Source organism: Corynebacterium sp. DNF00584 (assembly GCF_001552965.1).
In the GTDB taxonomy this organism is placed as follows: Bacteria; Actinomycetota; Actinomycetes; order Mycobacteriales; family Mycobacteriaceae; genus Corynebacterium; species Corynebacterium phoceense.
The window spans coordinates 14085-32956 of the sequence record NZ_KQ959739.1 but is presented as its reverse complement, the minus strand read 5'-3'; the positions used below and the strand labels follow the sequence as shown (position 1 = coordinate 32956).

Annotated in this window: 18 protein-coding genes and 1 riboswitch; of the genes, 14 read left to right on the top strand and 4 right to left on the bottom strand. The window is 62.8% G+C overall.

Annotated features, from left to right (window positions below; all coding sequences use genetic code 11):
* Nucleotides 1-103 precede the first annotated feature (103 nt).
* The 4 genes from HMPREF0307_RS04475 to HMPREF0307_RS04460 all read left to right on the top strand — a co-directional run bounded on the left by HMPREF0307_RS04475 (nt 104) and on the right by HMPREF0307_RS04460 (nt 4163).
* The gene (locus HMPREF0307_RS04475) at nt 104-1444 is read left to right on the top strand and encodes an ABC transporter substrate-binding protein (RefSeq protein WP_066488091.1); all 1341 of its coding nucleotides are present in this window, start codon (nt 104-106) and stop codon (nt 1442-1444) included.
* A 238-nt stretch (nt 1445-1682) separates the two neighbouring features.
* Entirely contained in the window at nt 1683-2528 is an 846-nt protein-coding gene (locus tag HMPREF0307_RS04470) for a carbohydrate ABC transporter permease (protein WP_066488087.1), read from the top strand.
* 3 nt (nt 2529-2531) lie between these two features.
* Nucleotides 2532-3452: a carbohydrate ABC transporter permease gene (locus HMPREF0307_RS04465; RefSeq protein ID WP_066488082.1), complete on the top strand. Its 921-nt coding sequence runs from the start codon at nt 2532-2534 to the stop codon at nt 3450-3452.
* A gap of 69 nt (nt 3453-3521) precedes the next feature.
* The gene (locus tag HMPREF0307_RS04460) at nt 3522-4163 is read left to right on the top strand and encodes a MusI family membrane protein (RefSeq protein ID WP_066488079.1); all 642 of its coding nucleotides are present in this window, start codon (nt 3522-3524) and stop codon (nt 4161-4163) included.
* Nucleotides 4164-4514: 351 nt separating this feature from the next.
* Here the strand turns inward: HMPREF0307_RS04460 and HMPREF0307_RS04455 are convergent, their stop codons facing one another.
* Complete coding sequence (locus HMPREF0307_RS04455) at nt 4515-4892, bottom strand: RNA polymerase-binding protein RbpA (RefSeq protein ID WP_066488077.1); 378 nt, start codon at nt 4890-4892, stop codon at nt 4515-4517.
* Between the two features lie 175 nt (nt 4893-5067).
* Between HMPREF0307_RS04455 and HMPREF0307_RS13275 the strand changes: the two genes are divergently transcribed.
* The 6 genes from HMPREF0307_RS13275 (at nt 5068) to HMPREF0307_RS04435 (ending at nt 9840) form a co-directional block, all read left to right on the top strand.
* Nucleotides 5068-5409 carry a hypothetical protein gene (locus HMPREF0307_RS13275; RefSeq protein WP_077210065.1) on the top strand — a complete coding sequence of 114 codons (342 nt, stop codon included), beginning with the start codon at nt 5068-5070 and terminating at the stop codon, nt 5407-5409.
* Nucleotides 5410-5411: 2 nt separating this feature from the next.
* Nucleotides 5412-6116, top strand: a complete 705-nt coding sequence (locus HMPREF0307_RS04450; protein ID WP_066488069.1) for a YceI family protein — start codon at nt 5412-5414, stop codon at nt 6114-6116.
* A 39-nt stretch (nt 6117-6155) separates the two neighbouring features.
* Nucleotides 6156-6323, top strand: a complete 168-nt coding sequence (locus HMPREF0307_RS13140; RefSeq protein WP_168162224.1) for a hypothetical protein — start codon at nt 6156-6158, stop codon at nt 6321-6323.
* A gap of 508 nt (nt 6324-6831) precedes the next feature.
* The gene (locus HMPREF0307_RS04445) at nt 6832-7743 is read left to right on the top strand and encodes a Dyp-type peroxidase (protein ID WP_066488056.1); all 912 of its coding nucleotides are present in this window, start codon (nt 6832-6834) and stop codon (nt 7741-7743) included.
* Between the two features lie 72 nt (nt 7744-7815).
* A complete protein-coding gene (locus tag HMPREF0307_RS04440; RefSeq protein ID WP_066488053.1) occupies nt 7816-8169 on the top strand; it encodes a heterodisulfide reductase-related iron-sulfur binding cluster in 354 nt (117 codons plus the stop codon).
* Nucleotides 8170-8445: 276 nt separating this feature from the next.
* Entirely contained in the window at nt 8446-9840 is a 1395-nt protein-coding gene (locus tag HMPREF0307_RS04435; protein WP_066488050.1) for an MFS transporter, read from the top strand.
* Nucleotides 9841-9914: 74 nt separating this feature from the next.
* Here HMPREF0307_RS04435 and HMPREF0307_RS04430 read toward each other — a convergent pair whose 3' ends face one another.
* Nucleotides 9915-11198, bottom strand: a complete 1284-nt coding sequence (locus tag HMPREF0307_RS04430; protein WP_066488047.1) for an SAM-dependent methyltransferase — start codon at nt 11196-11198, stop codon at nt 9915-9917.
* 203 nt (nt 11199-11401) lie between these two features.
* On the opposite strand from HMPREF0307_RS04430, the gene HMPREF0307_RS04425 reads away from it, so the two are divergent.
* Nucleotides 11402-12742, top strand: a complete 1341-nt coding sequence (locus tag HMPREF0307_RS04425; RefSeq protein WP_066488045.1) for an NAD(P)/FAD-dependent oxidoreductase — start codon at nt 11402-11404, stop codon at nt 12740-12742.
* Between the two features lie 100 nt (nt 12743-12842).
* A riboswitch (TPP riboswitch) is annotated at nt 12843-12945 on the top strand.
* Nucleotides 12933-14516: a bifunctional hydroxymethylpyrimidine kinase/phosphomethylpyrimidine kinase gene (locus HMPREF0307_RS04420; protein ID WP_231725046.1), complete on the top strand. Its 1584-nt coding sequence runs from the start codon at nt 12933-12935 to the stop codon at nt 14514-14516. (Overlaps the previous riboswitch by 13 nt.)
* A gap of 344 nt (nt 14517-14860) precedes the next feature.
* Here HMPREF0307_RS04420 and HMPREF0307_RS04415 read toward each other — a convergent pair whose 3' ends face one another.
* Nucleotides 14861-15466, bottom strand: coding sequence for a class I SAM-dependent methyltransferase (locus HMPREF0307_RS04415; RefSeq protein WP_066488044.1), 606 nt, complete (start codon nt 15464-15466; stop codon nt 14861-14863).
* Between the two features lie 142 nt (nt 15467-15608).
* Between HMPREF0307_RS04415 and corA the strand changes: the two genes are divergently transcribed.
* Nucleotides 15609-16682, top strand: coding sequence for a magnesium/cobalt transporter CorA (gene corA / locus HMPREF0307_RS04410; RefSeq protein ID WP_066488042.1), 1074 nt, complete (start codon nt 15609-15611; stop codon nt 16680-16682).
* 21 nt (nt 16683-16703) lie between these two features.
* On the opposite strand, the gene HMPREF0307_RS04405 is transcribed toward corA, so the two are convergent.
* Nucleotides 16704-17189 carry a PaaI family thioesterase gene (locus HMPREF0307_RS04405; RefSeq protein WP_066488040.1) on the bottom strand — a complete coding sequence of 162 codons (486 nt, stop codon included), beginning with the start codon at nt 17187-17189 and terminating at the stop codon, nt 16704-16706.
* Nucleotides 17190-17365: 176 nt separating this feature from the next.
* On the opposite strand from HMPREF0307_RS04405, the gene gndA reads away from it, so the two are divergent.
* Entirely contained in the window at nt 17366-18820 is a 1455-nt protein-coding gene (gene gndA / locus HMPREF0307_RS04400; RefSeq protein ID WP_066488038.1) for an NADP-dependent phosphogluconate dehydrogenase, read from the top strand.
* Nucleotides 18821-18872: the final 52 nt, after the last annotated feature.

Here is an 18872-nt window from a genome sequence, read left to right as displayed (position 1 = left end):
TCCCGCGCGACCACCAGGGGATAACTCCACAGGCATTCCGTAGCCTTGCCCGCCGAACATCGGCACCATCAGGGTAGGGCTTCACACCTAGAAAGAGGACCCGATGAAGCGTCTTACTCGCATCGCATCTATCTCCCTGAGCGCTCTGCTCGCCACCACCACCCTCGTTGCCTGCTCGTCGGGCGATTCGGGGGATGACTCCGGCTCCGTCTACTTCCTGAACTTCAAGCCGGAGCAGGACGCCGCCTACCAGGAGATCGCCAAGGAGTACACCGAGAGCACCGGAGTGCCCGTCAAGGTCGTCACGGCGGCATCGGGAAGCTACGAGCAAACGCTCAAGGCAGAAATCGGCAAGGATGAAGCCCCGACTCTCTTCCAGGTCAACGGCCCCGCCGGCTTCATCACGTGGCAGGACTACATGGCTGACATGTCTGACACCAAGATTGCCCAGGAGCTCACCGAGGACGTCCCGGCGCTTCAGGATGACGAGGGCACCACGAAGGGCGTGCCGTTCGCCGTCGAGGGCTTCGGCATCATCATCAACCAGGAGATCTTCGACAAGTACATCGCGCTGCCCGGCGCGAAGATCAAGTCCACGGACGAAATCACGAGCTTCGACAAGCTCAAGGAAGTCGCGGACGACATGCAGGCCAAGAAGGGCGAGCTCGGCATCGAGGGCGCCTTCGCTTCCACCTCGCTTACCCCGGGCGAGGACTGGCGCTGGCAGACCCACCTGGCCAACGCACCGATCTGGCAGGAGTTCCAGGACGACGGCGTCGAGGATAAGACGGAGGTCGAGTTCAAGTACTCCAACGAGTACAAGAACCTCTTCGACCTGTACCTCACCGACTCCACCGTGGAGAAGACCCTGGCCCCGGCGAAGACCGTCTCCGACTCCATGGCCGAGTTCGCACAGGGTAAGGCCGCGATGGTCCAGAACGGTAACTGGGCATGGTCCCAGATTTCCGAGACCAAGGGCAACGTGGTCAAGGAAGACAAGATCAAGTTCCTGCCCATGTACATGGGCCTGCCGAATGAGCAGGACTTCGGACTCAACGTGGGCACGGAGAACTACCTCGGCGTAAACGCCAATGCTTCCGATGCCGACCAGCAGGCCACCAAGGATTTCGTCGATTGGCTGTTTACTTCTGATGAGGGCAAGCAGCACGTCATCAACGACCTGGGCTTCGTCGCGCCGTTCAACTCCTACAGCGAGACCGACACCCCGAATGACCCGCTGGCCAAGCAGATCCAGGAGTCCATCTCCAACAAGGACATTACGACCATCCCGTGGGCATTCCAGTACTTCCCGTCCCAGCAGTTCAAGGACGACTTCGGCCAGGCGCTGAGCCAGTACGCCTCCGGCACCATGAAGTGGGAGGACGTCGTCACCCAGTTCAAGGATGACTGGAAGGCCGAGAAGGAAGCCAACTGGACTGAGTAGGCGAGCAGGCTCACCCGCCCGCATACCTAATACGCCGCGGCCCAAAACCCTACCGGGCCGCCTCCTCGGAACCTACCCGCGTCGCTGACCCCCATTGCCGGCTGGTGGCGCGGCGCAGGGGCGTGTGCTGGTTCCTTCCCGCCACCTACGGCAGGAAAGCACCAGCACATTCTCCTGCGAATGACTCCAGGCTCGCCGCAGAGCCCCTCACATACCAACCAAATTAGGTGAGATATTCATGCAAGCAACACTGAAGAAGTACTTTCCAGTCTTCGTCTTGCCCACCCTCCTCGCGTTCCTCATCGCATTCCTCGTGCCCTTCGTCATCGGCTTCTTCCTGTCGTTCACGAAGTTCACCACCATCACCAACGCCAAGTGGGTCGGCCTGAGCAATTACACCAAGGCCTTCTCTGAACGCGAGGGCTTCATCGACGCGTTCCTCTTCACGGTCCTCGTCGTCATCGTCTCCGTCATCACGGTCAACTTCTTCTCCTTCATGCTCGCGTGGATGCTCACACGCAAGCTCAAGGGCACCAACTTCTTCCGCACGGTCTTCTTCATGCCGAACCTCATCGGCGGCATCGTGCTGGGCTACACCTGGCAGACCATGATTAACGCGGTGCTCTCGCATTACGCCACGACGATCAGCGCGGACTGGAAGTTCGGCTACGCCGGCCTTATCATGCTTCTCAACTGGCAGCTCGTGGGCTACATGATGATCATCTACATCGCGGGCTTGCAGAACGTTCCGCCAGAGCTCATCGAGGCCGCCGAGCTCGACGGCGTGAGCAAATGGGAGATGCTGCGCCACGTCACCATCCCCATGGTCATGCCCTCGATTACCATCTGCCTCTTCCTTACCCTGGCGAACTCCTTCAAACTCTTCGACCAGAACCTGGCGCTCACCAACGGCGCGCCGGGCGGGCAGACCGAGATGGTCGCCCTCAATATCGTCAATACCCTCTTTAACCGCATGAACGTCGAAGGAGTGGGCCAGGCCAAGGCCGTCATCTTCGTCGTCGTCGTGGTCGTCATCGCGTACTTCCAGCTACGCGCGACCCGAAGCAAGGAAGTCGAGGCCTAAACCATGACTGCCCCCGTCACCAACAACCCGCACGAGGCCAAGAAGCCCGCGGCCAAGGTCCACAAGCTGCCCACGGACAACGCAACCAAGATGTCCGGCGGCGCGAAGACCATCATCTACTTTGTCCTCGCGTTCTTCACCGTCGTCTTCCTCGGCCCCATCCTGTTCATCATCATCAACTCGTTTAAGTCGAAGTTCGCCATTTCCTCGGACCCGTTTTCCATTCCGGTAGGAGAGACCTTCGTCGGGTTTGAGAACTTCGCAGTAGGCCTGATGAAGCAGGGCTTCCTCGAAGCCACCCTGTGGTCGTTTGTCATCACCATCCTGTCCGTCGCCGTCATCGTGTTCTTCTCCGCGATGACCGCGTACTACATCACCCGCGTGAAGACGTGGTGGACGAACCTTCTGTACTACCTCTTCGTCGTGTCCATGATTATTCCGTTCCAGATGGTCATGTTCCCCACGGTGAAGATCGCAGATATGCTCCACCTCAACAACCCGCTGGGCATCGTCGTACTTTACTTGGGCTTCGGCTCGGGCCTGTCGGTGTTTATGTTCGCTGGCTTCGTCAAATCCATCCCGGTGGAGATCGAGGAAGCCGCCATGATCGACGGCTGCGGCCCCATCCAGAACTACTTCAAGGTAGTCCTGCCCATGCTCAAGCCCACCGCCGTCACGGTGGCCATCCTCAACGCCATGTGGGTCTGGAACGACTACCTTCTGCCGTACCTCGTCATCGGCCTTTCCACCCGGTACAAGACCATCCCGGTCGTCGTCCAATCCTTCGTCGGCTCCAACGGTAACCGCGACATGGGCGCCATGATGGCCATGCTCGTGCTCGCCATCATCCCCATCGTCATTTTCTACTTCGTGACGCAGAAGCACATCATCGAGGGTGTCGCCGCCGGCGCCGTCAAGGGTTAAACGCCACGCACTCCGCCCCGCACGGCCTGTGCGGGGCGTTTCCATGTCCATCGAATAGGGTAGAGGCTTATGAATAGATTCCTGGGACCCGAATCCAAGTTCTACGAGGTGCTCTCCCTCTTCGCTGATTTGGTCATCGTCAACGTGTTGCTCGTGGTCTCCAGCTTCCCCATCTTCACGGCGGGCATGAGCCTGCGCACCGCGCACGACGTCATCGGGGACATGGTCCGCGAGGAAGGCACCAGCCGCGGCCGGACATTCCTGCGCCGCTTGCTCGTGCGCCCAGGCATCAATTCGGCATGGTGGCTCATCGTCCTCGCCGTAGGTGCATTGGCCGCCTATGAGTTCGCCATCATCGCCCGCGCTGAGCTCGGCACCGCGGGCCTCGTTCTCCGCGCGGGCCTACTCTCAGGCCTCATCGTACTCGCCGGCATTACCGTCTGGTTCTTCCATCTGGACCCCCAGCTTGCCGATGCCCCCTTCGCCCACCGTCTCGCTGCCGCCGCAACGTCCGCCGTGCGCTTCCTTCCGCGCACGCTTCTCGCGCTGGTGCCGTGGGCGCTGCTCCTCGGCTTTCCTTTCTTCGTGCCGAGCGCGTGGGGCGGCTGGCTCTTCTTCGTCGTCGCGGTGGGGCCTGCGCTGGCCATCTACCTGGGCGAGCTCGCGCTGCAGTGGCCGGCGCTGTCCATCAAAGACGACGCGGGGAGCTAGCCCGGAGTCGAGTGCAGCGTAGGGGGAGTATCCAGCAGGAAACTGTCAGGAATTGCCAGCCGACGCGAAGTTGCGCGGAAGCGTCCAAGCAGCTCCGTGCCCCATAATGAATTCATGCGTTTGAGAGAGCGCATACCTTGAGAGAGTTGAGAGCCCCTGGTTCCGGGGCGGCGGCGTAAGACACCGCCGAGAGGGACCGCTTGCGAGAGATAGAGACGCCGCGAGCCCCAACCTTCGGGTTGGGGCTTGCGGTGTTTTCGGCGGCGGACGGGCGCACCGGCACAACACGGAAGCACCCCGCCACCAGCAGCGTGCTGGGACGGGGTGCTTCGGGGAAGTCTCGCGGGGGACTTACTTGGACTGCGCCTCTTCCTGCTCCTTGAGCAAGCGAGCGGCAGTGCGGCGGCGACTGCGCAGGTTCTCGATGCGCTGCTGCAGCAGCTCCTCAAGCTCGTCGATGGAACGACGCTCGAGCAGCATGTCCCAGTGGGTGCGCGGCGGCTTGGCCGGCTTGGACTCGACGCCCTCGCCCTCGACGAGGGTGCCCCACTTGCCGTTCTTGCACAGCCATTCCTCGGGGATTTCGGCCTCGTCCGCGAAGGGAACCTCGAATACGTCGCCATCTTCGGTGCGGTACTTCACCATCTGACGCGGCGCGAGATCGTGGTCGCGGTCGGTTTCATAGCTTACGGCGCCCATACGGCTGCCGCGCAGTACGCGATCTGCCATTGCCTCATCATCCTTTTTCTGCTTCTAGTCCGGCCGTGAACGCACTCGTTCGGCTCTGCCGCGCCGCAGGGGCGAAACAGGGGAGAGCGAGACCGTCCACACAAGGTATATAAGTATAACGGACCACCGGGTGCGTTTGTTCCCAAAGCACGCAAAGTGGGCTAAGATCGCCTAAGTGACTCAAACTTTTGGCCAGCGACAGCGCCCCGCAACGTGCCAATGGTGCGGTCGCGAACTGCACTCAACTGGTCGCGGACGGCCCCGCAAGTTCTGCAGTCCCGCATGCAAGCAACGCGCCTACGAGCAGCGTCATAACGTCTCCGGAACCACCATTCCTTCAGACGCAGTCATCATGACGCGAGCCCGGGCAGACAGCCTGCGCGATGGGCTTTTTGAACTGCGGTGTTCGGCCGAGGACATCGCCACGGCAACGAGCGAGGGCGCCGACGCTCACGAGGTTAAACAACTGTGCGACGAGCTGGTAGAACTCGCTCGCCGTTTGGAGGAATTGAAATAGCAATGAAGAATCTTTTGGCGAACCGCAAGCTCGTTATCACCTTTTTCATCGTGATCATCGTGCTGCTCACGCTCGTTGCGTTCGTGCCGCTGGTTATCTCTCTCGTGTCCGGCCGCGGCGTCCAGACCGAGGGAGTCAACGCGAGCCACGCGAAGGCCGCTGAAGTCGAGCTCGATGGCGACTGGACGGTCACGAAGGGCAAGCCGGACAACCACACGTCCGTGGGCTTTACCTTCCACGAGGTGCTGCCTGCCGAGAAGAAAGATACGTCCGGTTCGACCACGGCCGTGAGCGGCGACGCCACAATTGAAAATAATGTCCTTGAGCAGGGCACCATCACGGTGGACATGAACGAGCTGACCACGGACAAGAAGGTCCGCGATCAGAACATGAAGTCCAAGCTCTTTGAGACCACAACGTACCCGGAGGCCACCTTCATGGTCACCAAGCCGGTCGATCTCTCCGCCGTCCCGGACGATGGCACCATTGGCAAGGTCAGCCTCACCGGCGACCTCACCATCAAGGACCAGACGCACGAGGTCACCGAGGACTTCGACGTCCTGCGCGATGGCAAGGAGCTCGTCGTCGGCGGCGATATTCCCATCAACCGCACGGACTACGACGTCAATACGCCGGAACTCATCGCCGCTAAGATCGACGAGGACGGCTTCATCAACATCCGTATCTCGTTCAAGCACGCCAACTAAGCACGCGCCACGCACGCAGCGTCCAAGGGAAACACTCGTATGAACTCTCGCGTCATGATTCCGGTTATCTGGTTCCGGCTCATCATTGTCATCGCGTTTACGATTTTCGTCGCCACGCAAAAGATGTGGATCGTCGCGGGCATCGCGGCGCTGTTGGCGTTGCTCAGCGTCTGGCAGCTCGTCGCCGCGTATCGAAACCGCGACTAAACCCACGATCGCGGCACGCAGACCACCGAACCAACGTCCGGCGCTATAGCGCTAGTTTCGTAACTGTTACGTTAATGGGGTTGCATCGAGGACACGGGGAGAAGGGGAATTTCGCCCCAGCAGCGCAATCGGAACACAGCGACACAACAGTGCCGAAAGACTCGTTCTATACACGCGCCAGACATAAGGGACTGAATAGTTCTGCGGCGGTTTCGAAGTCACGATGAGCCCGGACGTGCCGAAGGAATTTCTGGCGACAGGCTCAGCGAAGGACGCTGAAGCCTAGGCGAGCACAACGGTGCGCCAGCGGACGGTGGACGGGAATGCGGCGGGCGATATTGGGGGCATCGGCAAGCACTGCACGATAACATGCAGATCGTGATAGATGTCCGATAATGCACATTATGTCAAAACAGCGATGAGGAGACTTCCCCACGTTTGGGCCTGTCTGCCAGATTACTGCGCGCAATCCCCGTGGCACAGACGCCGAAGCCTTACTATTGAGTCCATGACTATTCAGCACATCGTTGACAAGCCGTCGCGCGCCGCCCTGTTCCTCGTTCTCGACGTCACTCCGGGCGGCGAAGTTGCCGTCCGCGACTTCATCGGCGGATTCAAGGGTCTGGTCAAGTCACTGAATTTCCGTTATAGCGCCGAGGATCTTTTCGCGGTCATCGGCATTGGCGCGAAGCTCTGGCCGCGGCTCACGTCCGCACCCGTGCCGGCGGGGCTTAAGGAGTTTGAGGAAATCTCCCAAGGCAAGTACACAGCCCCGTCGACGCCGGGTGATCTCCTCTTCCATTTCCGCGCGGAGTCCTATGACGTATGTCACGAGCTGGCGTCGCAGATTCTCACGAAACTCGGTGACGCGGTGCGCGTGCTCGATGAGACGCAGGGTTTCAAGTACCTGGACGGCCGCGACCTGTTGGGCTTCGTGGATGGCTCGGCTAACCCGACGGATAACGAGGCGCTCGAGACTGTCCTCCTGCCCGAGGACGCGGATTACCCGCGCGGTTCCTATGTCACCGTGCAGAAATACACGCATGACCTCAAGGCGTGGGCGCAGCTCACCGTCGAGGAACAAGAAGACGTCATTGGCCGATCCAAGGTCGACGACATCGAGATGGACGACGACGTCAAGCCGTCTAACTCCCACGTAGCACTCAACGACCTGGACGAGGATATCTACCGCGAGAACATGGCGTTTGGTTCTTTCGCCTCGGGCGAAATGGGCACGTACTTCATCGGCTACGCGCGCGACCCGGAGTTCGTCAACGAGCGCCTGCGCAATATGTTCATCGGCGATCCGGTGGGCAATTACGACCGTATCCTGGACTTTTCCACGGCCGTGACGGGCACGAACTTTTTCGTGCCGAGCCTCACCCTCATGGGCGAGTTCAGTGAGCTGCCACTTCCCTAGCCTGCTGTATTAAATAGTAAAGCGCGGTGCCAGGACGGTCCCGCGCTTTTAGCGTTAGTTAAGCGCGCGGCGATGGATGAGTGCCGCGACGACCGCGCCGGTGATATGGGCGTCCACCCGACATGCTCGATGCACCACATGGGTATCAGTGACTCGCTGCTAGCCCTGGCCAACGCGAGCGGCGAGGCCAAGGTGCCAGAGGGTGCGACGTGCTGTGGCACCGCCGACGACCGCGGGCTGTTCCACCCGGAGCTCGTCGAATCCGCGACCCGCGAGGAGCGCGCCTCCCTCAACGCAGAGCACTTCGACGCGTTTGTCTCGGACAACCGCACGTGCGAGATGGGCTTGGAGATGATGACCGGCCGCACGTACGACTCCATTGCTGTGCTGCTCGAGCGCGCGTCTCGCCCAGTGGTCACACCCTAGCCTGTGCCACATTGCCCACCGCGCCTAAACGCGCGCGTTTCATTCCGTGGAACGATGCGACACGCCGTGGAACCGCTGCCCGCCTTCGTTGTGACGAGGGCGGGCAGTTGCCGTTTTTCGGGTTGACCTCGGAGTCTTGGAGTGCCAACGAAACGCGCGTGAGAAATCGATGGACTAGTTCAAAGAATTCCGTAGAATGGTCTTGCAATTTCATGACATGAGATATTATGCTTGGGCACATTCACCAATTGGGTGATAGAAACTTCATTTCTCTTAATGCACAAGGAGGGTTTTGCCGTGACGACGACCGCACCTGCCACAGCACCCGCCGCCACTACCACGACGGCACAATTGACTAAGCGCGATCGTCGACGCATCGCTTTCGCGTCGACCATCGGCACCACCATCGAGTTCTACGATTTCTATATTTATGCCACGGCTGCCGTCGCCGTGTTCCCCTACCTCTTCTTCCCGAAGACGGAAGACCCCACGATTGCACTGCTCCAGTCCTTCGCCACCTTTGGCCTCGCGTTCGTTGCCCGCCCGCTGGGCTCGGTCGTCTTCGGCCACTTCGGTGACCGCATCGGCCGCAAGGCCACCCTGGTGGGCGCGCTGCTCACCATGGGTATCGCCACCTTCATCATCGGCATCCTTCCCACCTACGCCACCGCGGGCATCCTTGCACCAGCGCTGCTGGCGCTCATGCGCTTCTGCCAGGGCCTGGGCCTGGGCGGCGAGTGGTCCGGAGCGGCCCTGCTGGCCTCCGAGACCGCCGAAGACGGCAAGCGTGCGAAGGCCGCCATGTGGCCGCAGTTCGGCGCCCCGTTCGGCTTCTTTCTCGCTAATGGCTTCTTCCTCACCTTGGTCGCCACCATGGACTACCACCGTGGCGACACGACGGGCACGTTCATGGAGTGGGGCTGGCGCCTGCCGTTCCTGAGCTCTGCGGTGATGGTCCTCATCGGCCTCTACGTCCGCCTGAAGCTGGAAGAAACTCCGGTCTTCCAGCAGGCTGTGGACTCCGGCAAGAAGGCCAAGTCCCCCATCCTCGAGGTTTTCAAGACTGCATGGCTCCCCACCCTCATCGGCACCTTCGTCATGGTGTCCTGCTACACGCTGTTCTACCTGGTCACCACCTGGATCCTGTCCTACGGCATCGGCGATAGCTCCAAAGGCCTGGGCCTGAACATCCCGTACATCCAGTTCCTGGAAATCCAGCTGATCTCCATCTTCGCCTTCATAGTCGGCATCCCTGTCGCCTCGCTGCTGGCTGATAAGTATGGCCGCAAGCCGGTCCTCACGGTGACCTCCGCCATCATGATAGCCTTCGGCTTCACGTTCCCGTTCTTCCTAGACATCGAAACGGCGACCACCGGTTCCGTCCTGGCCTTCCTCACGCTCGGCATGTTCATCATGGGCCTCATCTTCGGTCCGATGTCTGCGGTCCTGCCTGAGCTGTTCCCGACCAACGTCCGCTACACCGGCTCCGGTATCGCGTACAACGTCTCCTCCATCCTGGGCGCTGCGGTTGCGCCATTCATCGCCACCTGGCTGGTGAAGACGCAGGGTGTCGCCGCCGTCGGCTACTACCTCATCATCGTCTCCGCCCTCTCCCTGGTCGCTATCATCGCGATGCGCGAGATGAGCAAGGTCGACCTCACCGAGGTCTAAACCCCACACTCCGCACAGACCAATCCCCCGCGAACAGGAGCGCGGGGGATTTCTCGTGTGCGAGCTCGGCTGGCCTAACGGCGGCCGCCGCGATTGCGGTGGACGAGCGTGAACTGGACGGAGTCCGCCATGCTGAGCGCGAAGAGCGCCTCGCGCAGCGCGAATTGATAGGTCCACAGGCGGCGGTAGACCGGGTCGAAGCCGGCGGCGGCGGCCTCGCGGAGGTGGCCCACGAAGAAGGAGCGCTCCTGCTCGAGAGACTCTCGGTAGTGCGGTCCGGTGTGGGTCTGGGCCACAATGCGCAGGCCGGTGCTACGCTCGACCAACTTGTTGATCTCGGGGACGGTGAGCAGGCCAAGACCGGGCCACACGTAGGCCTTGAGCGCCTGCAGCGCGTCGCGACCGGGGCCGGTCATCTGCTCCGTGGCGACGGTCGCTTGGATCACGGCGCGGCCGCTGGCATCGAGAAGCCGGTCGATGGCCTGCACGTAGCGTCCACGCTCCCGACTGCCCAGGGATTCCAGGGCCTCGATGGAGATGATCGCGTCATACCGACCGCGCCATTCCTGCGGGCTCGGCACGAGGTGCTCGATATCTTGGCAGGCCACGTTGTCAGAGACGCCAGCGAGCACGAGATGCTCGCGGACGGCCTCGGCACGCTCGGGGTCAGCCGTAAGAATATCGACGACAGCGCGGCGCTCGGCCGCCTGAACGGCGGCCTGGAGACCCGTCGCCGGGAAAACCAGGACGTGGGAGCCGGCGCCGACACGGGTGGCATCGGCAAGCCAGGCTGCGGCGCGCTCTTGGGCGGAGCGCAAATCCTCGCGGTCGACGGCGGTGGGCTCCGACAGATGGGTGACGTCGACGAAGTGCTCCTTGGCGCCGGAGCGCTCATAGGCCGGCACTGACTCGCGAACCGTCGTCGGCACGCCCGTGGAAAAAATTCCGCCCTGGTGGCTCACGCGATCCCCGGCGTAGAGCTTTACCAGCTCTGTGGGCAGCTCCCCGCCCGTCGCGGGCGATTCGGGCACTGCGGGGGTCTTGGGTGCGTACCCAGCACCGAGCAGGCGCTTGAGGACACGCACGAGATGCGCGGAGTCCGGCGTCGTCCACTCTCCGGCGAGATAGGACTCCGCGAAGCCTACCCAGCCGCCGTGCGCGAGGCGGTCGAAGAGCGCGTCATGCGCGACCCGCAGGTCAGCGTCAGCGCCCTCTAGTACCAGTCCCGCCGCGTCGCAGGCCTGCGCAAACTGAGCCTCCGCGCGCCGGGCACGCCACGCGCCAAAGCGAGGAACGGGCACCTCCGCCACGCCTGGCCACAGCTGCGCATCAATGGCGTCAAGATGGGAATGGCTCACGGTGCCCCTTACTCATTAGAACCGGCGAACGACGGACAATACCCGCCAGTTTAAGCGGCGCAGAGCGCCACAGCGCCCAGGCGGGGCCGCGCGCCCGGAGTATTTTGTGACCTAAACTATGCCGACCAAGGAGCAACCTATTACACTAGCCGGGTAGCTAAAAACACGGCTGTATATCTTTACAAGAGAGGTTTTACTCACACATGGCTGAGAACGCTTTCCGTCCCAACGGCGGCCGCCACCACGTCGTCGTTATTGGTGCAGGCTTCGGCGGCTTAAACGCCGTCAAGTCCTTGAAGAACGCTGATGTTGACGTCACGCTCATCGACAAGAAGAACCACCACCTGTTCCAGCCGATGCTCTACCAGGTAGCCACCGGCCTCGTCTCCTCCGGCGAGATCGCTCCGTCCACCCGCCAGATTCTGCGCGACCAGGATAACGCCCACTTCGTCAACGGCAACGTGACGGACATCGACATCAAAGCCCAGACCGTCACCGCGGCTCTGGACGACACCGAGCGCACCTTCGAGTACGACTCCCTCATCGTCGCCGCTGGCGCTGGCCAGTCCTACTTCGGCAACGACCACTTCGCCGAGTTCGCGCCGGGCATGAAGACCCTGGATGACGCGCTCGAGCTGCGCGCCAACATCATTGCCGCCTTCGAGAAGGCAGAGCTGACCGATGACCCGGCTGAGCGCGAGAAGCTCCTCACCTTCGTCATCGTCGGTGCTGGCCCGACCGGCGTCGAGCTCACCGGCCAGATCGCAGAGATGGCCAAGCGCTCCTTCAACGGCCAGTTCTCCAACTTCTCGCCGTCGTCTGCGAAGATTTACCTCCTCGACGGTGCACCGCAGGTCCTGCCGCCGTTCGGCAAGCGCTTGGGCCGCAAAGCACAGCGCACGCTGGAGAAGCTGGGCGTCGACGTACGCCTCAACGCCATGGTCACCAACGTGGACGAGAAGTCCGTGACCTACAAGGACATGAAGACCGAACAGGAGACCACCATCGAGGCTGGCGTCAAGATCTGGTCCGCCGGTGTTGCCGCTTCCCCGCTGGGCAAGATGGTTGCCGAACAAGCTGGCGTCGAGACCGACCGCGCAGGCCGCGTCCCGGTTAACGAGGACCTCACCCTGGGCGAGTACTCCAACGTCTACGTCATCGGCGACATGATGGGTCTTAACCGTCTGCCGGGCCTGGCACAGGTCGCCATGCAGGGTGGCGCACACGCTGCCAAGCTCATCGAGGCCAAGCTGGATGAGGAGTCCACTGCGAACGAAAAGGAGGCCTTCGACTACTTCGATAAGGGCTCCATGGCCGTCATCTCCCGCTTCAACGCTGTGGTGAAGATGGGCAAGACCGAAATGACCGGCTTCCCGGCATGGATCGCCTGGCTGGCTCTCCACGTCGCATACCTCGTCGGCTTCCGTTCCCGCGCCATCGTGGCCCTGAACTGGCTCATCAATGCCGTGTCCCCGGTCCGCGGCAACCTCGCAATCACGGACCAGCAGCGTTTGGCCCGCAACAAGATGGGCAAGGACGCGTAAGTCTTCTCTTCCCCATCATTCCCCCGTCTCGCTGTATCGCGAACGGGGGATTTTTATGCCCAAAACCGCGCACACACCTACGGTCCTTTGTTAGTGTCGAGAGCGCAACATGGGGTGCCAAGGCTCGAAGCCGCGGCTGAGATAACACCCATCGAACCTGCACTGAGTTAGAACTAGCGAAGGGATCGTTGTGAACGACGCCGTTATTGGCGCGCCTGCTTCGGCGCGCATTCCTGCAGTACCCCGCGTACTCTCCATCGCCGGAACGGACCCCACGGGCGGGGCCGGCATCCAGGCAGACCTCAAATCCATCGCCGCGGCAGGCGGCTACGGCATGTCCGCCGTGACCGCCCTCGTCGCACAGAATACCCAGGGCGTGCGCGAGGTCCACACCCCGCCGGTCGAGTTCCTCCGCGCGCAGCTTACCGCCGTGGCCTCAGACGTCACCATTGACGCGGTGAAGATTGGCATGTTGGGCAGCGCCGCCATCGTGGCGGAGGTCTCACGCTTTCTCGCCCAACTCTCGGACGTGCCCGTGGTCCTCGACCCCGTCATGGTGGCCACGAGCGGCGACCGCCTCCTCGACCGCGACGCGGAGGCCGCCGTGCGCGAGCTGTGCGCACGTGCCACCGTAGTCACGCCCAACCTCAAGGAGCTCGCCGTGCTCACGCAGACGGCCGAGGCCACCACGCTCGAGGAAGCCATCGCCCACGCCACCGCATGGTCCGCCGACACCCGCACCACGGTCATCGTCAAGGGCGGGCACCTGCGCGGCGACCTCGCCGATAACGCCGTCGTCACCCCGGACGGCGCCGTCCACCGCGTCTCCTGTCCGCGCGTGGACACCCCGCACACCCACGGCACGGGGTGTTCCCTCTCCTCGGCGTTGGCCACCCGGCTCGGCGCCGGCGCCTCGCTTTCCGATGCCCTCTCCTGGTCCACCCGCTGGCTCCACGAGGCCATCTCCCACGCGGCCGCCCTTGAGGTCGGCCAGGGCCACGGCCCCGTCGACCATGGGCACCGCGCCCGCCGCCTCGCGGCGGCAGCTTCCACCGTCCCGGCGCGCTTCTACAGCGATGTCACGAGCACTGCGGCCGCCCCCGCGCCCCACGTTTCCGCTGCGGGCCCGGAGACGGCCCGTCTCTGGGAACTCACCGGCGACGCCTGGCAGTCCATTACGCAGCTGCCTTTCATCCAGGCGCTAGGTACCGGCACGCTGCGCGAAGAGGACTTCGCCTTTTACCTGGCGCAGGACGCGCAGTACCTCAACCAGTATTCGAAGGCGCTGGCGCGCTTAGCCGCCCTCGCACCGGACGCCGGCGCGCAGCTTCATTGGGCCTCGGGTGCCGCCGAGTGCCTCGCCGTTGAGATGTCCCTTCACAAGGATTGGATTGCGCACCACACCACAACGGTCCCCTCCACAGCGCTCACCGCCCCTTCACGGGTGACAAGCGCCTACACCGACTTCCTTGTCTCCACGACGCACACCGACGACTACGTCGTCGCTGCTGCCGCGGTCCTGCCCTGCTACTGGCTTTACGCTGAGGTCGGCCTCCACCTTGCGGCCCAGAACTCGCCCGAGCATCCCTACAACGCCTGGATCACGCAATACGGCGGCGAGGAATTCCTCACCGGCGTGCGTGCCGCCATCGCGCTCGTCGAAGAAGCGCTCACTGCCGCAGACCCCGCCACGCGCTCGCGTGCCACCCGCGCCTACCTTGCGGCATGTTGGCACGAGGTGGACTTCTTCGACCAGGCTGACCGCCGCTGGTAGCTTCGTGCGGCGGCGTGAGCGTGCCGGTGACACTGAGGTGCCCGTGAGAAGCATTATTCTCTGTGGATAACTGGGCCGATTTTGCCCACTGCATGTGGAAACCGGCGCAGGTTGTCCAGAACAAAATATGTTCCCCTAGCTTCTTTTGGCGCGTGCCTTGAGCTTCTGGGGCATGACAATTTCTCTCTTCGCAGCTCTTAGCATAGGCGTCTCCTCGCTTCCCGAAGCCGCCGGCACGTCGCTTACTGACATCCTCACCCGCGGTGTCTCCCGCCCCGACGCGCCCACACGAAAACCCCATCGACAGGGCCGATGGGGCTAGACGTCGTGGGCTCCTCGCAGTTCTATGCGAGCAAGCTGCTCGCGTTGGGGCGACGGAAGACGACCACGAGGAACGTCGAATTGGGTCCGAAGGGCTTGAGGTCCCACGACGAGAACGTGTAGTCGGTAACGAAGCCCACGGCCTCGGCGAGTGCAATCATGTCATCGAATTCCCAACCGCGTCCCGCACCCAACGCGACGACGAAGCGGCCGCCTGGCTTGAGCGCGTTGTAGATATTGCGGTACGCGGCCTCGCGGCCGTCCGGCGCGAAGAAGCCCACCACATTGCCAGCGGCTACCGCGATATCAAAGTCATGCTCGTCGATCGCGTCCTCAGAGAGGTCACCCACACGCCAATCCCCCTCCGGGAAGTCATGCACAGCGTGTTCAATGAGGATGGGGTCGACGTCGACGCCCACCACGTCGTGGCCGAGCGCCGCCAGACGCCCGCCAAGGCGGCCGGTGCCGCAGCCAGCGTCGAGGACGCGCGAACCGCGCTCCGCCATCGCGTCGATGAGGCGCGACTCGCCGTGGATGTCTTGGCCCTGCGCCTCTAGCATCTTCCACTTGCGTGCAAAATTATGGGAATGTGCAGGGTTAGCGGCGGTGACTTCTTTCCAGGTAGGCATGCCGTTCAGTATAGGTCGCAAAACGCGCTACTATTAAGCCCGCACTGCGGTGCGTCCGTGTCAGATTGACCACGGCGTGTAGCCCGCACCGTCCAGGCCCCGCCGCGGACGGCCACACCTTACTGCGCAAGGGAGGCAGATTATGGCAGGAGTACCATCTCCGTTCAGGTCGCGTAAGCCGAAGGACCCTGCACCTGCGCACGCCCGCATTCGTGTCCCCGTCGAGCGCGCCATTGAACACTGCCGCGTCTTCGTCGACGGCGAGTCCCTCCCCGGCGAATTCACGCCTGCCACTGCGCAGGACACCGTGGATGAGTACGGCCGCGGCTTTATTTGGGTCGGTCTCCACGAGCCGGACGAGCACCAGATGACCTCCGTCGCCGAGGAATTCCGCATCCACGAACTCATCGTGGAAGACGCCGTCCAGGCACACCAGCGCCCCAAGCTGGAGCGCTACGATGATCAGCTCTTCGTCGTCGCCCGCTCCGTCAACTACCGCGACCACGACGAGGTTATCGATAAGCGCCAAATCATTTCCACCGGTGAGGTGCAGATGATTATCGGCCATAACTTCATCATCACCGTCCGCCACCGCGCGAAGCTGCCCAACCTTGCCTACACTATCGGCGACGACCAGGACCTCGTGGAGCTGGGTCCCGTCGCCATGGCGTGGAAGGTGCTCGATATGCTCGTGGACCGCTATGGCGAGATTGGCAAGCTGCTGGCCATCGAGGTCGACGAACTCGAAGAGATGGTCTTTACGCCCGGCTCCAACTTTGAGATCGACCGTATCTACATGTTCAAGCGCGAGGTCCTCGAGATGAAGCACGCCATCGCGCCGCTCTCCGACGCATTGAGCGCCATGATCAGCAACCACAAGGACCTCATCTCAAAGCAGCTGCGCTCCTACCTGCGCGACGTCAACGATCACGAGCTCGTGGTCAAGGACGAGGTCGCACACTTCGACGAGCGCCTTACCTCGCTTATCGATGCCTCCGTTGCCAAGGTCTCCATGCAGCAAAACGCCGATATGCGCACCATCTCCGCCATCGTTGGCATGTGGGCCGCACCCACCATGATCGCTGGCATCTACGGCATGAACTTCGACAAGATGCCGGAGCTCCACTGGGCGTGGGGCTACCCCTTCGCCGTCTTCCTCATGGTGCTCGTCGTCGCCGTGCTGTGGTTCTGGTTCCGCAAGAATAAGTGGCTCTAAGCCGCCCAACTCCCCCAGCGACTACGCGCCCACAACGATGGTGCGCAGCGTCGACTTCGCCACGAGCTCTCCGCCGTGCGACATCTCGGCTTCCCACAGCTGGGTCCGGCGTCCTGTCTGCAGCGGGCGCGCCACGCCCTCGATCGGCCCTTGTTCAACCGAGCGGATGAAGTCGGTCGAGTTGTTCACGCCCACCACGGGTCCGCCGGCCACGATGACGCCGGCGATGGACCCAAGCGACTCCGCAAAAGAAGCGTACACGCCGCCGTTGACGAGCCCCCACGGCTGATGGTGCTGCGGCCCCGCATGAATGACGCCGCGGACCTCGCCGCGGGAAAGGTGCGTATAAAGAATGCCGACCTGGGCATCGAAACCGGTATTCAACTCATTGAGCTCCGCGAGTTCCTCCTGCGTGAGTGGGCGCTGCGCGGCCGTAACAATGAGTCGGTTGAGCAAGTCCTGGCGCGCGTCGGCCGAGGAGTCCTGGTTGGTGTGGTGGCGTGTCATAAGCGTCAAGCTTAGCGCCCAACCTGCCCGACCTCGCCCACTGTGGCTGGCAACGGGCTCCCCGCCCGCGACTCCACACACTCCTACGACAGCACGCACGCAGCCACTACAGATATTCACCACACAATCCCACGCAGACGGGCATCGGCACCGCTCGGTGACGTAGGATAGACCCCATGACTGAAACGAAGAATCTCGCATCGATCGGCGTTGTGGGCCTGGCCGTGATGGGCTCCAACCTGGCACGAAACTTTGCACACAACGGCAACACCGTCGCCGTGTACAACCGCAGCCCGGAAAAGACCCGCGCACTCATCGCGGACCACGGTGATGAGGGCTCGTTCATCCCTTCCGAGACCATCGAAGACTTCGTTGCGTCCCTCGAGCGCCCGCGCAAGGCCATCATCATGGTCCAGGCTGGCAAGGCCACCGATGCCGTCATCAGCCAGCTCGTCGAGGCCATGGACGAGGGCGACATCATCATCGACGGCGGCAACTCGCTCTACACGGACACCATCCGTCGTGAGAAGGAAGTCGCCGCCAAGGGCCGCCACTTCGTCGGCGCCGGCATCTCCGGCGGCGAGGAGGGCGCGCTCAACGGCCCGTCCATCATGCCGGGCGGCCCGAAGGAGTCCTGGGAGACCCTCGGCCCCATCCTCGAGTCCATCGCCGCGAACGTGGATGGCACCCCGTGCGTGACCCACATCGGACCCGACGGTGCCGGCCACTTCGTGAAGATGGTCCACAACGGCATCGAGTACGCAGACATGCAGGTTATCGGCGAGGCCTACCAGCTCCTGCGCTACGGTTTGAACCTTGAGCCCGCCGCCATCGCGGACATCTTCCGCGAGTGGAACCAGGGTGACCTCGACTCCTACCTCATCGAAATCACCGCTGAGGTTCTCGCACAGAAGGATCCGGCCACCGGCGCCCCGCTCGTCGACGTCATCCTCGACGCCGCGGGCCAGAAGGGCACAGGCCGTTGGACCGCCATCAACGGCCTGGAGCTGGGCACCCCGGTTACCGCCATCGCCGAGGCCGTCTTCGCCCGTGGCCTCTCCTCCGCCACCGCGCAGCGCGCCGCCGCTCAGGAAGGCGGCCTGCCCGCGGGCATCATCGACGACGGCGGAGTCGACCCGGACGAGTTCGTTGAGGACGTACGCCGCGCTCTCTATGCTTCCAAGCTCATCGCCTACTCCCAGGGCTTCGACGAAATCAAGGCTGGCTCAGACCAGTACGGCTGGGACGTCGACCCGCGCGATCTCGCCACCATCTGGCGTGGCGGCTGCATCATCCGCGCGAAGTTCTTGAACCGCATCCGCGAGGCCTACGACACCAACCCGGAGCTTCCGGCCCTCATTCTCGACCCGTACTTCAAGGGCGAGCTGGAGGACCTCATTCAGCCCTGGCGTCGCGTAGTCGCTGCTGCCACGCACATGGGCCTGCCGGTGCCGGTGTTCGCCTCGTCGCTGTCCTACTACGATTCCCTGCGCGCCGAGCGCCTGCCCGCCGCCCTCATCCAGGGCCAGCGCGACTTCTTCGGTGCCCACACCTTCAAGCGCACGGACCGTGAAGGCACGTTCCACATCGAGTGGTCCACGGACCGCTCCCTGACGCAGACCGACGCCTAAGCCTACTAACTGCCTAGGCGCAACCAGCGCACAGGCCAACGCCCCGACCACC